We start from the raw sequence: 13743 nt of genomic DNA, 5'->3' as shown, positions 1-13743 counted from the left end.
GCCTACTCTTTCCCAAGGCCCATCTGCTGGTTGAACTGCTCGATGGCGGCTTGCTGCAGAGCCTCTGCAACAGGACGGGTGCGCAGGAGGATTTGCACATCCCGCAGCAGGTTCTCCCGCCACAGGTTCTCCCGCAGCACCTCTAGCCGGGCATAGCTGGGATCCAGGCGCATGGCCTTGGCCCCCAGTTCTTCCGCCCGTTCGGTTTCGCCGCGAACGTAGAGGGCCGTAGCCAGGGCTAGGTAGGGCTCTGCCACCGCGTCGTTCATCTCGATGGTGCGTTCCCAGCGCTCGATGGCCGCCTCCAGATCCCCTTGTTCATAGTCCACCAGGCCGATGTTGTTCATGGCCGGCCAATAGGCGGGATCCAACTCCAAGGTTTTCTCATACTCCTGCCGGGCGCGATCCCATTGGTCGAGCATGAGGTAGGCATTGCCCAGTTGAAAGCGGGCGTTGGGGCTATCTGGCTGCAAGGCAACAGCCCGTTCCAGGGTTTCAGCGGCGGCAAAATAGCTGCCCTGCCGCAAGTAAGCAGATCCCAGCGAGTAGAGAATGTCGGCGTCGTCGGGAGCCAGGGCGCGGGCCTTTTGCAGCGCTTGGATGGCTTGGCCATAGTCTCCTAGCTCCAGGTGGACGTTGCCCAAAACGTAGAGCAGCTCGGAAGAGGTGGGCACCATGGCCACCGCCAGTTGCAGGCGGCGCAGCGCCTCTTCCGTCTGGCCAAACTGGGCCAGCCGCAGCGCGTCCGTGGCCAGTTGCAGCCCCTGCGCCCGCATCAACTCCCCATTGGGCAGGGGAACACGCAGCAACACCTGGGCTCGAGCGGGATCCCATTTCCCTCTCCCCAACACCATGGCGAGGCCCAGCGGCAAGGTTAGCAAAAACCGGACAGACAACCGGAATAACAGTGGCGGCATGACACCCACGCAAAAACAGGCCATGCCCATGTTAGCTGCAGCAAGCGGGGATCCTTCCTGCCAGGACTGGTTTCAACCATATTGCTATCCAACGCTGTCGCGAACGTGTCGGCGGCCTCCAACTCCCCCCTCCCTGAGGAAGAGGGGCTGGGGGTAAAGGCAGCGATTGAAACAAACTAGAGGCGTCGCCACCGCCGCCCCGACTGGGCCAGCAGGTCTTCGGCGGCCTTCGGCCCCCAGGTGCCGGCTTCGTAGGTGTACAGCGGCGGCGCAACGCTGCTGCCATTGCCGCCGGGCTGGGCTTCCCAGGCCGATAAAACCGGCGTCACCACCCGCCAGGCGGCTTCCACCTCGTCAGCGCGGGTGAACAGGGTGGGATCCCCCAGCAGGCAGTCCAACAGTAGGCGCTCGTAGGCATCTGGCGTGGTTGACCCAAAGGCTGTCCCGTAGCGAAAATCCATTTCCACCGAGCGGGTGCGGATCTCCGGCCCCGGCATCTTGGCCTCAAAGCGCAAGGAGATGCCCTCGTTGGGCTGTATGCGCAGCACCAGGATGTTGGGGCTCACCTCCCGCGCTGCCGAAGGAAAAAGAGATAGCGGCACCTGCTTAAAGTAGATGGCCACCTCGGAGACCTTCTTGGCTAGGCGCTTGCCGGTGCGCAGGTAAAAGGGCACCCCTTTCCACCGCCAGGTGTCGCATTCCAGCTTCAGGGCGGCATAGGTGGGGGTCTGCGAGTTGGGGTTGACATTGGGCTCTTGGCGATAGCCGGGCACTGGCCTGCCGCCAATCCAGCCGGGACCATACTGGGCCCGCACCGCTGCGGCTGCCACGTTGCGAGTGTCGGCCAGACGGGTGGCCTGCAGCACTTTGGTCTTTTCGTTGCGCACGCCGTCGCTGCGCAAGGAGACGGGCGGCTCCATGGCCGTCAGGCAATAGATCTGCATCAGGTGGTTTTGCACCATGTCCCGCAGAGCGCCGGCAGCGTCGTAGTAGCCGGCCCGGTCCTCCACCCCCACCGTTTCCGCTACCGTAATCTGCACGTGGTCGATGTAGTTGCGGTTCCAGAGAGGCTCAAAGATGGCGTTGGCAAAGCGGAAGACCAGCAGGTTTTGCACCGTCTCTTTGCCCAGGTAGTGGTCGATGCGGTAAACCTGCTCTTCCTGACAGATGCGCTGCACAAGGCGGTTCAGCTCCTGGGCCGAGGTGAGGTCGTGGCCAAAGGGCTTTTCGATCACCACCCGCGTTTTGGTTGGATCCGCCAGCATCCCCGCTGCCCCCAACTGCTGGAGGGCCTGGGCATAGAAGTCCGGCGCCACCGCCAGGTAAAACACGCGGTTGCCACGGGTGCCCCGCTCTTCGTCCAATTCGCTGAGGAATTGCTTGAGGCGCAGGTAGCCCTCGGCATCGCCAATATCCAGGCGACAGTAAAACAGGCGGCTGGCAAAGTCTTGCCAGAGGGCTTCTGGCCCCAGATCTTGGGAGGCAAATTCCTTCAGGGCTGCCCGCATCTTGTCCCGATAGACCTCGTGGCTCCAGTCGCGCCGGGCCACCCCCACCAGGGTAAACTCCGGCGGCAGCCGTCGCTGCACGAATAGCCGGTAGTAGGCCGGGATCAGCTTGCGGGCGGCCAGATCTCCGGAAGCACCAAACTGCACCAAAATACAAGGATCCGGAATGCGCTCTTGGTTGAGGCCAACGCGCAAGGGGTTTTCAGTCAGGGTTGCCATAGGGTCGGCTCAGCTTGGGTGGGCGGGGTTGGGAAGGGTGGCTAGGGGGTCAACGACCCTTCCAGGCAGCGCAACACTTCTTCCACATTCTTGCGGCTGCCGATAATCAAAGGCACTCGTTGGTGCAGGGATTGGGGCACGATGTCCAGGATGGCCTCGGTGCCGGTGGTGGCTACGCCTCCCGCCTGCTCAGCCAAAAACGCCAGCGGGTTGGCCTCGTACATCAGCCGCAGCTTGCCCTCTGGTTTTTGCCGGGTGCCAGGGTAGAGATACACTCCTCCCTGCAACAGGATGCGGTGAAAATCCGCCACCAGAGCGCCGCTGTAGCGGGCGGTGTAGCCATCGCGGCGGTGGACATAGCGGACATAGTTCTGGATCCCTTCGCTCCACTGACAGAAGTAGCCCTCGTTAAGGCTGTAGACGGAGCCGCGTTCGGGAATGCGAAGGTCGCTCTTGGAGAGGATGAACTCGCCCAAGCTGGGATCCAGGGTAAAACTGTGTACTCCCTTGCCGACGGAATAGACCAGTTGCGTGCTGGGGCCGTAGAGGATGTAGCCGGCGGCCAGTTGGCGACGGCCTGGCTGGAGGAGATCTTGGTTGTCTGCTTCCGGACGATCCTCAAGGGGGTGAAGAACGGAGAAGATAGAGCCGACGCTGAGGTTGGCGTCAATGTTGGAGGATCCATCCAAGGGATCGATCAGCAGGGCCAAGCGGCTGAGGGAGCAGTTTTCCGGCAGGCGGGCCGGGGTTTTCATCTCTTCTGAGATCAGCCGACAGACTAGCCCTGTCTGCTCCAAAGCGCGGATGAAGGCCCGGTTGGCGTACTCGTCCATCCGCTGCTGTTCTTCCCCTTGGACATTGACGTTGCCGGTTACGCCCAGCGCTCCCTCGATGAGTCCTGCCTGGCTGAGGCGGCGGGCAATCATCTTTCCGGCCAGGGCAATGCGGTTCATTAGAGCACTGAAGTCCTGGGCCTCGGCGGTGAAGCTGCCAAACTGCTGCAAGACATGCCGGGAGAGGGTGAGCACATCCCGCGCCATCTCGCGTTCGGCGCTGCTGGGCATGACCGAGGGAGGAGAGCTGAGAACCATACGAGGCTTCCCTAAAGAAACGCCGAAACAAGGGATCCCTCGCTTCTAGCAAGGACTCTGTCCCGCTGACCCGATGGAGGCTGGGATCCCTTCTACTAGGTAGGCTGGCCGATTCTCGGCGCAGGTGCCGGGAACTTACAGAGTTGCTTCAGATTTGGCTGGCCTTGCCGGGCTTTTGCTTCGGCTGGGCTGGCAAAAACAGGGCTCTCCTCTAGTCCTTGATTCACTAGACATCAGCCACTTTGTGGCATAACCAACCTCCTGCCTTGACGGAGATGGGCTGAGCTAGTAGGCTTGCGAGTACATCTTTTCTGGTAGGCACTTTGCCTAGGCTAAAGTTGGCTCCGTCTTTAGCCGGTGTGCCCGGTATAGCAAGGAGCACCTACCTGCAGCTCGCGGGGAAGTGACGCCTGTGGAGATCCCTCTGGCGGGGTGGTAGGGGTGGACTCTGCCACTAGCTACGGGTCGTGGAAGCAGGAAGAAAGCGTCAACCTGGAGCAAAAGTCCGCTTTTGTCCAGCGTTGTATGAGTCTTTCAGAGCGGTAAGATGGGTTCTACTTGTATCCCAGCGGGGGCTTGTCGTCCCGCTCTGTTCCATGATGGCCAACCCTCCTTCTCCACTGCGCAGCCAAGTCGTCACCCAGGGAGTGCAGCGCTCTCCCAACCGCGCCATGCTCAGGGCAGTGGGCTTCCGCGATGAGGATTTCGGCAAGCCCATTGTCGGCATCGCCAACGCCCACAGCACCATCACCCCTTGCAACATCGGGATCCAAGCCTTGGCCGAGCGGGCTGAAGCTGCCCTGAGGGAGGCCGGCTGCATGCCTCAGGTCTTCGGCACCATCACCATTAGCGACGGCATTTCCATGGGCACTGAGGGAATGAAGTACTCCCTGGTGTCGCGGGAGGTGATCGCCGATTCTATCGAGACGGTGGTCAACGGCCAGAGCATGGATGGTCTCTTGGCCATCGGCGGCTGCGACAAAAACATGCCGGGGGCGATGATCGCCATGGCCCGTCTCAACGTGCCCGCCATCTTCGTCTACGGCGGCACCATCAAGCCGGGGCATTACAACGGCCGCGACCTCACCATCGTCAGCGCCTTTGAAGCCGTAGGGGAGTACAGCGCTGGCCGCATCTCCGAGGACGAGCTGCTGGCAGTCGAGCGCCATGCTTGTCCCGGTGCTGGATCCTGCGGCGGCATGTACACGGCCAACACCATGTCCAGCGCCTTTGAGGCCATGGGCATGAGCCTGCCCTACTCTTCCACGATGGCGGCAGAGGACGAAGAGAAAGCCGAAAGCGCTGCCCAATCGGCCAAGGTCTTGGCTGAGGCCATCCAAGCCAATATCCGACCCCGGGACATCATCACCCGCCAGAGCATTGAGAACGCCATCTCGGTCATCATGGCGGTAGGGGGATCCACCAACGCCGTGCTCCACTTTTTGGCCATTGCCCACGCAGCAGAAGTGCCCCTGACGCTGGATGACTTCGAGACCATCCGCGCCCGCGTGCCCGTCCTCTGCGACCTCAAGCCTTCAGGCCGGTTTGTTGCCACCGATCTGCACCGGGCCGGCGGGATCCCCCAAGTAATGAAGATCTTGCTCAACCACGGCCTGCTGCACGGCGACTGCCTCACCATCTCCGGCCAGACGATTGCCGAGGTTTTGCGGGACGTGCCCGACGAGCCCAGCCCCGACCAAGAGGTCATCCGCCCCTGGCACAGCCCCCTTTACCCCCAAGGGCACATCGCTATCCTCAAAGGCAACCTCGCGCCCGAAGGGGCGGTGGCCAAGATCAGCGGCGTCAAGACTCCCAAGATCGCGGGGCCGGCGCGAGTCTTCAACTCAGAAGAATCCTGCCTGCAGGCCATCCTCGCCGGCCAAATTCGACCGGGGGACGTAGTGGTGATCCGCTACGAGGGCCCCAAGGGCGGCCCCGGCATGCGGGAGATGCTCTCCCCCACTTCGGCCATCATCGGCGCCGGCCTGGGGGACAGCGTGGGCCTGATTACCGATGGCCGCTTCTCCGGCGGCACCTACGGCATGGTGGTGGGCCATGTGGCCCCTGAGGCCTACGTAGGCGGCCCCATTGCCCTGGTGGAGGAAGGGGATCTCATTACCATCGATGCCCCCGCTCGCCTGTTGCACCTGCATGTTAGTGAGGAAGAGCTGGCCCGCCGCCGCGCCCGCTGGGCTCCGCCCGAGCCCCGCTACAAACGGGGCACCCTAGCCAAGTACGCCAAGCTGGTTTCCAGCAGCAGCTTGGGAGCAGTGACGGATTTGAACCTGTGGGATTAATTTCCCTCACCCCCGGCTCGTCTCCCAGAGGGAGAATTGGTACTTGAGAGATAGCTCCAGATTCCTGACCCTGCAGGGATCAGCCTTGCTGGGTTAAGTGCAAGAAAGCGGCAGAGATGAAGGATCCCTGCCGCCTGATTGCGTGATGCGGTTGATAATGAGGATTCAGCGCCGATTAAGTGCCGATGATGCCGCCGTCATTTTTGGTAATCACCACCACCGCCGAGCGGGGGTAGAGATTGGGGTCGTAGTCTGGCCAGCGGGAATCGACCTTGCCGGCAGCAAAGTCGTCCTCGCTGGTGGTGGCGCCTGGGTGCTGCACGTTGATGAACATGGTGCGCTGATCGGGAGTGGTAACCACACCGGTAATCTCCTGCCCAATCGGCCCGGTCAAGAAGCGGCGAATTTCCCCTGTATCCGGATCGGCAGCCAACATTTGGTTATTGCCAAAAGGAGCAAAATCCCCTTGGTTGAGATTGCTTTCGCTGGTGTCGGTCTGGATCCAGAGGCGACGGCTGGCGTCGAACCACAGCCCATCGGGAGAATTGAAGATGTTGTCTGCGTTGAGAGGCTGCCCTGACAGGGTACGGCTGTCGGCGGAGGGGCCGGCCAAGACAAAGATGTCCCACTCGAAGCGGGTGGACTGGGGACTGCCCATCTCTTTCCAGCGGATGATGTGGCCCCACTGGTTCTTGGGACGGGGGTTGGCGGCGTTCACCTGGTCTGGTTCCCGGCGGCTGTTGTTGGTCAGGGTGAAGTAGACCATGCGGGTCTTGGGATCCACCGCTCCCCATTCGGGCCGATCCATCTTGGTGGCGCCGACGAAATCCGCCGCCGTGCGGGTGTTCACCAACACGTCCGCCTGGCTGGTGAAGCCATTCTCGGGCGTGAGGCCGTTTTGCCCAAACACCAGCGGGATCCACTCCCCTGTGCCGTCTTCGTTGAACTTGGCCACGTAGAGGGTGCCTTTATCCAACAGGTGGCCACCTGCCGTCTCCTTGCGGTAGGGCTCGGCAGAGACGTACTTGTAGATGTACTCGAAGCGGGCATCGTCCCCCATGTAGAGCACAATCGGCTGCCCTTCCACCGGCGGCTGGAACACCACGCCCTCGTGGGCAAAGCGGCCCAGAGCCGTGCGCTTCTTGGGCGTGCTGCTGGGATCAAAGGGATCGATCTCCACCACCCAGCCGAAGGTGTTGGGCTCGTTGCGGTAGTCCTGGGTGGGATCGGCGCCCGTGGGGGTGGCGTCGAAGCGGATGAACTCGTCGGCTTTGTTGCTGGCCAGCTCCCAGCCGTAGCGGGAGGTCTCGGTGCTCACGCCGTAGCGCTTGTGCTCGCGGGGCAGGTTGGGCTTTTGATCCGGCCCTTTGCTGGTGTTGGTGAAGTAGCCGGCCCAGTTTTCTTCGCAGGTGAGGTAGGTGTTCCAGGGGGTAACGCCGTGGGCGCAGTTGTTCAAGGTGCCCCGCGTCATCGTGCCATCGGGGCTGAACTTGGTCTTGACGAAGTCAGATCCCCGCACAGGCCCGTGGATCTCCATGAGGGTGAGGCCGGTAATGCGGCGGTTGAGGCGATCCCGCACCACAGTCCAGTTGCCGTCCCCCTGCTGCTTGATGTGGACAATGCTCACCCCGTGGGCGTTCAGCTCTTTGAGTACTTGATCGGGATCGCGGCTGCCGTCGGGATTGACCGGATAGTCCTCGTCGTCAAACTTTTGCCCCTTGGCGGCAGCGTGCATGAAGCGCGGCTCCACATACTCGTGGTTGAACACCAACAAGCCCTCATCAGAGCGGCCCTGCCAGGGATCCTTCCCATCAATGGGGAAGAAGTGCATGCCGTCGTGGTGGCTGCCCACCTGCATCCCTTGCTCGGCGCCGGTGTTTTCCAGCTTGAACTGTGGGTAGGTGCCGGTGATGGGGGTACCCCAGGCCAGCAGCGGTCGAGCCGTGTAGCCTTCGGGCACCACCACTTTGTCTTCTGCACTCACGGGGATCGCCTTGAAGCCCAGCAAGGAGCTGCCGCTGGCCGCTTTGGCAGATTTGGAAGCGCCGTTTAGCGCCGGCAGGCCGAAAAAGGTGGCCACTGCCGCCGCAATGCCGCCCTGCAGCACTTGGCGCCGCTGCAGGCGGGTTTCCAGAATGCTGCTGAAGGTAGGGTTGGGCGAATGATTGCACAGAGGCTCGTCCCCATGACGGAGCCGGGGGCCATGCGGATTGCTATTCACTTTGGTTCTCCTCTTCTCTTGTCTTGTCGGTCTTCTAGAAGCTAGATGTTTTACAAAAAACATCTATTCCCCGCGTGACTGTTTTCACGCATAAGGATAGGCACTACAAAACTAGTGGCTCGAAGTTAAGGAGAGACCAAGCCCAGGTTAAGCCTTGCCGATTTGGAGAATTTCTTTAGATCGACGTAACAATTTTTTTTAACGATTTGTTGCGATGAGGCAGGGCATTGCTGCGGCTGCCTGTCAGGATCTTTCTCGTAGCCTGGAGAACAGATACACCCCATCGCGATGGTAGAGAAGTCGAAATGAGGTTTCGTTTTGTAAAGCGGCAATCAGGGTCTGGGAGAACTCTGGGCTGCTGCGCCACCCCGGATGGCGGCTGTTGAGCAAGACATAATCAAAGGGATCCCATTGGTCGGGAGGGGATCCCTTAAAGCGGCTCTCGTCGGTAAAGTAAATAACCCGCCGATGGGTGAGGTGGGGGCTGATCTCATGGGTGGTGAGAACGCCCCCTGAGGTGGCGATCTGGGCAAGGGCCTCACGAGTGGCCTGCCAAGTGTCGAGAGACTGGAGATAGAGGGAGCCGAAAAAGGTATACTTGGCCAAAGCCAAAAAAGCCAGCAAAGACCAGATCAGGGCTGTTTTGTTTACTTTCGCAGAAGAGGCGGGAGGGTTGGTCGTCTTCCCGTTTTCGATAACAGCTAGAAATAGAAAAGGAACAACAGGCAGCGCGTACTGGTGCACCAGGTCCCGATAAGCAGGATTGCTAGAAAGGATATTCAGCCCCAAAGTTGGCAGGGCAGGGATCCAGGGATCCCAGTGGCGCCAAGAGAGGCCCCAAGCCACAGGGATGACTAACAAAAATCCATAGAATAGGGTGTCGAGAGAGAAGACCTTGCCCAGGACTAATGTTGGCTTGAGAACCAAGTTTTGGATAATTTCAGGAACAGAACTGCCCAAATAGCTATAGTGAGAAACGGCTGCCGGCTCGCTGCCACTGAAGTGAGGAATAATCCAAAAAGTAGCCACGCCAAACCAAGCCGACCCTGCCGCTATGGCAAGCCAGCCGGCCACTTGGCAGCGCCGTTGCCAGCGCTTGTCAATCCGCCGGCTTTCCCAGATCAAAAGCCAAACTCCCAGGGCAGCGACATTGAGAGACAATGCCGCCTTACAGCCGAGGATGCCGCCTAGGCACAGCAAAAACCCCCACAGCTTGCCAGAGCGAACACAGAGTATAGCGGCCAAAAAAAGGGGAACGGCCAACACTTCTGGATGAAAATCAAAAAGGTTGGCGTTGAAGATAGCCGGGTAGAGAAGATAGGCGGCGGCAATGGTCTTTGCCTTTCCAGGATCAACCTCGGCCTGGAGCGCAAGATGGTAAACGGCCAGCGCTCCCAAAGTTAGCGCCAGAGATTGGATGCCGAACAGCCAATAAACCGAGGGGACAATGCGGTACAAGAAACTGATGGGATATAGGATGAAGGCCGCATGATCTCCGAGGATGTGGATCCCGCGGATGGTGGAAAAAGGAACTTCTCCACGGCTAATTAGATAAATTGATTGGTCAAAAATTCCGAGGTCGTAGCCGCCCGACTGAAATAAGTGATGTCGCACAACGCTGCAGCTCAAAAGAGCCAAGAAGGCGCAGAGCAGCATTGCCAACATAGACATAGGCAGAGGACGATTCTTCGACATCCGCCAAGACTGGGGGATCCCACCGGAGCAGATCCAGTTGCTGCCAACGAACTGTCGGTTCTGCCCAGCCGAAGCCGTGTTGCTATCGCAAAAGCTAGGGATTGCTTGAACCCAGACGGCAGTGCAGACAGCTTGGCCCGAAGTCCGAGGCAAAAACCCCGACAGTCTTGCTAGAAGAGGCACCGCGACCGTCCACCGATGAGAAGGAGAGTTGGCCATTGTCTCGGCTGTGGAGGCAGCGCAGAAGCTTGAGAAGGTCTAAAGTTTTGCTTTCTTTCCACCGCCTCTCTTTAGGATACAGGCAGGGTATCCAAAGCCGCTGGGTGGGAATTCTGCATGGGTGAAGCCATTCGCTACGACCTGCTTTTGGTGGGGGGGAGCTCCTCCAACCTGATCCTGGCCCATCGCCTTTTGGATCTGGCCAAGCTCTCGGGGCTCAAGCTCTCCATCGCCCTTTTGGAAAAAGCCCGGCAATTCGGCGGGCACATCATCAGTGGTGCCATCTGCAATCCCCAGGTAATCGCCAGGCTTTTCCCGGATTTTGAGAGCCAAGGATTTCCCCACGAGGGGCGGGTGGAGGTGAGCCACCTGAGCGTACTGGGATCCCAGGAGCGCTGGGACTTGCCAGAGGCGGCGATCCCAAAGGGGTTGCGCAAACAGGGGCAGCTCATCCTCACCCTCAGCCATGTCATTCGCTGGCTGGCCGAAACCCTGCAGGAAAAAGCCAAAGGGATCCCCAACGTCACCCTGGACGTATTCCCTGGCTTTGCCGCCCATGAGATCCTCTATGAGGGGGAGCGAGTCATTGGGGTGCGGGTAAGCGACTCCGGCCAGGTTTATGAAGATTGCGTCTTTGCCGAGCTCACCTGCTTCGGGGACAAGGGATTTATCTCCAAAGATCTGGTCGAGAAGTTTCACCTGCGCCCCCGCCCGCAACTGTGGTCGGTGGGGGTCAAAGAGCTGTGGCAGATCCCTTGCTCACTGCAGGGGCAGGTGTGGCACACCCTGGGCTACCCGGTTTTGGATGGCAGCTTCAGCGGCGGCTTTGTCTACGGCCTCAAAGATAACCGCCTGGCCCTGGGCTTGATCATCGGCCTCGACAGCAAAAACCCCAACCTCAACCCGCAGCAGCGCCTGCAGGAGTTCAAGGCCCACCCCTGGATCCAGTCCCTCATTGCCGGCGGCAAGTTGCTCAAATATGGGGCTGCCGTCATTCCTGAGGGGGGCTACTACAGCTTGCCCAGCCGCTTTGGCGTCGAAGGGGCTTTGCTTTTGGGCGATGCCCTGGGGGTGCTGGATGTGGGCAGCCTGGCCGGGATCAACAACGCCATGGAGACCGGCTACCTGGCGGCGGGCCTCATTCACGACGGCTTTTTGAAAGGGGATCTGCGCATCCAAGCGGCCTACCAAAAAGCAGTGCTGGAGAGCTCCGTCGGCCAAGATCTCTACCGCAGCCGCTATTTTCGGGAAGCCTTTCTGGAAAACTCCCGCCTGCTGGAAGCATACCTGCCCCAGATCTGCCGCAGCGTCGATGCCGGCCATCCCTGGCTGGGATCTCTGCGCTGGGGCCTGCAGGATCCCGTGCGTCGTGGCGGAGAACTCCTGCGCGCCTACACCTTGCTCAGCGGACGGGTCAGCGCCGGCGAGCCGCCCCCCCAAGGCTATGTCGCCCCCCATGCCGCCATCCAAGCGGACTTTGTGGCTCCCCCAGGTCTGGATCCCGAAACATTGACCACGCGAGCGGGCTATTTCTCGCGATCCGATGCCGTCTTTTTTGCGGATCCCCGCTACCCCGAAGGCAACCGGCACATCCTCGAGTTCAGCGCCGAGATCTGCCGCCAGTGCATTGCCACCTACGACAAGCTCAACCGCCCCACCCCCTGCGTGGCCGATTGCACCGCGGAAGTCCACCACATCCGCGAGCAAAACGGCATCCGCTCCCACGCCATGTCGCTGGAAAACTGCATCCAGTGCCGCACCTGCGAGATCGTCTGCCCCCACTTAAACCTGCGGGTTAACCCCAGCTACGAGGGATCCGGCCCCGACTTTTATGGGCTCTAGCCGAGCTGTGGCCAGCGAAATAGGGGCTCAGCCTTGCTGGCATTATTGACGTTCTCTCCAGGGCCCCCCGTAGACGGGGGGTTGGGGAGGACGCCATAACCCCAACTACTGGGCCAAGCCGAGATACTTGCGTCGGATATTGCTCGAACCAATACCGTGGATCGAAATCCGCAGGCGCTCGTGACATCATCATAAAGTCGAGATAAGGCGGCTTATCCCCAGGGCTAAAGTCCGGGGCTTGCGCCGCCCGACCTTTGGTTACAGCTAGAGTTGCAGGGAGCAAGGCCGTTGAATTCCGCCCCGCTGATCCCACCCGCCCCCAGTCCTGAGTTGAGCCGCGAGCAATCTTGTGAGCTCTTGCGCGGCCAGCTCAGCTTGGCCTTAAAGGAAAACAACTTGGAACAGGCCAAATCTCTCCTGCTGCCGGTGCAGCCGGTGGACATTGCCGAGGTCATTGGGGAGTTGCCGGAGGCGCAGCAGGCTCTGGCCTTTCGCTTGCTGCCCAAGGATCTGGCTATCCGCGTTTACGAACACCTGGACATAGAGCTGCAACAGACGCTGCTGCGCGAGTTCAGAAGCCAAGAGATCCAGGACATCCTGGACAAGATGTCGCCGGACGACCGGGCCCGCCTCTTCGACGAACTGCCGGCCAAGGTGGTTGCCGAACTGCTGCCGCAGCTCAGCCCCGAAGAGCGGGAAGCCACAGCCTTGCTGCTGGGCTATGCCCCCAACACCGCGGGGCGGATCATGACTCCGGAATACATTTCCCTGCGAGAGAACCTGACCGCAGCCGAGGCGCTGGAGCGGGTGCGCCTCTTGGCCCGCGAAACCGAGACCATCTACTACCTCTACGTCACCGACCAAGAGCGACACCTGACGGGAACCCTGTCCTTGCGGGAGTTGGTGATGGCCGACCCGGCCCAGCGGCTGGAGGAGGTGATGAACCGGGAGGTGGTGTTTGTCAGCACCCACACCGACCAAGAAGAAGTGGCGCGGGTCATCCAGCGGTACGACCTGTTGGCGGTGCCGGTGGTGGATGCCGAGCGGCGACTGGTGGGGATCGTTACGGTAGATGATGTACTGGACATCCTGGAGCAAGAGGCCACCGAAGACATCTACTCCTTGGGGGGGTTGCAGTCTGGAGAAGAGGACTATTTCGACCTCAGCTTTTGGCAGGCGGCCCGCAAGCGGGTGGTGTGGCTGCTGATTTTGCTGTTTACCAACACCTTTACCAGCACGATTATTGCCGGTCAGGAAGAAGTCTTAAGCCAGGTGATTGCCCTGGCGGCTTTTATCCCCCTGTTGGTGGATAGCGGCGGCAACGTCGGCTCCCAGTCTTCGACGGTGGTGATTCGCGGCCTGAGCACGGCGACGGTGCGCCTCAAGGACGGGTTTGGGGTGCTGGCCCGGGAAGCGGCGGTGGGAGCCATGCTGGGGATCATGCTCAGCTTGATCACCATCGGCTGGGCCTATGCCCTGCAGCGGGATCTCTTGGTGGCGATCATCGTCGGGCTGAGCCTATTTGGGATTTCTGTTCTCTCTTCGGTGTCGGGGGCGGGGCTGCCCTTTTTGTTCCGCTCCTTCGGCTTCGATCCCGCTTTGATGGCTACCCCCTTCATCACCACGATTGTGGATGTGCTAGGGGTGTTGATCTACTTCTCCGTTGCCCGCTTAATCCTGGGAATCTAGCCCCGGCTGGCAACCCCTCCAAGCCCTTGCCGAACTTGGGCTAGG

Annotated in this window: 8 protein-coding genes; 3 read left to right on the top strand and 5 right to left on the bottom strand. The window is 60.5% G+C overall.

The features are described 5' to 3' along the window. Positions 1–2 precede the first annotated feature (2 nt). From NW848_RS10350 to fbp, 3 genes are all read right to left on the bottom strand, one after another. Entirely contained in the window at positions 3–812 is an 810-nt protein-coding gene (locus NW848_RS10350; protein WP_414511095.1) for a tetratricopeptide repeat protein, read from the bottom strand. A 281-nt stretch (positions 813–1093) separates the two neighbouring features. Then, entirely contained in the window at positions 1094–2644 is a 1551-nt protein-coding gene (gene zwf, locus NW848_RS10345) for a glucose-6-phosphate dehydrogenase (protein ID WP_414511094.1), read from the bottom strand. Positions 2645–2685: 41 nt separating this feature from the next. After that, entirely contained in the window at positions 2686–3684 is a 999-nt protein-coding gene (gene fbp, locus NW848_RS10340; protein WP_414511098.1) for a class 1 fructose-bisphosphatase, read from the bottom strand. A 650-nt stretch (positions 3685–4334) separates the two neighbouring features. On the opposite strand from fbp, the gene ilvD reads away from it, so the two are divergent. Beyond that, complete coding sequence (gene ilvD, locus NW848_RS10335) at positions 4335–6032, top strand: dihydroxy-acid dehydratase (protein WP_414511097.1); 1698 nt, start codon at positions 4335–4337, stop codon at positions 6030–6032. 175 nt (positions 6033–6207) lie between these two features. Here ilvD and NW848_RS10330 read toward each other — a convergent pair whose 3' ends face one another. Beyond that, entirely contained in the window at positions 6208–8253 is a 2046-nt protein-coding gene (locus NW848_RS10330) for a PhoX family protein (protein WP_414511093.1), read from the bottom strand. Between the two features lie 243 nt (positions 8254–8496). Next, entirely contained in the window at positions 8497–9924 is a 1428-nt protein-coding gene (locus tag NW848_RS10325; RefSeq protein WP_414511092.1) for a DUF2079 domain-containing protein, read from the bottom strand. 360 nt (positions 9925–10284) lie between these two features. Between NW848_RS10325 and NW848_RS10320 the strand changes: the two genes are divergently transcribed. Then, positions 10285–12009: an electron transfer flavoprotein gene (locus NW848_RS10320; RefSeq protein ID WP_414511091.1), complete on the top strand. Its 1725-nt coding sequence runs from the start codon at positions 10285–10287 to the stop codon at positions 12007–12009. Between the two features lie 288 nt (positions 12010–12297). Next, positions 12298–13698, top strand: coding sequence for a magnesium transporter (gene mgtE / locus NW848_RS10315; protein ID WP_414401310.1), 1401 nt, complete (start codon positions 12298–12300; stop codon positions 13696–13698). The last annotated feature ends 45 nt before the right edge of the window (positions 13699–13743 follow it).

The sequence above is a fragment of the Synechococcus sp. RC10A2 genome, from assembly GCF_047502605.1.
This window is presented reverse-complemented; position numbering and strand designations above follow the sequence as displayed.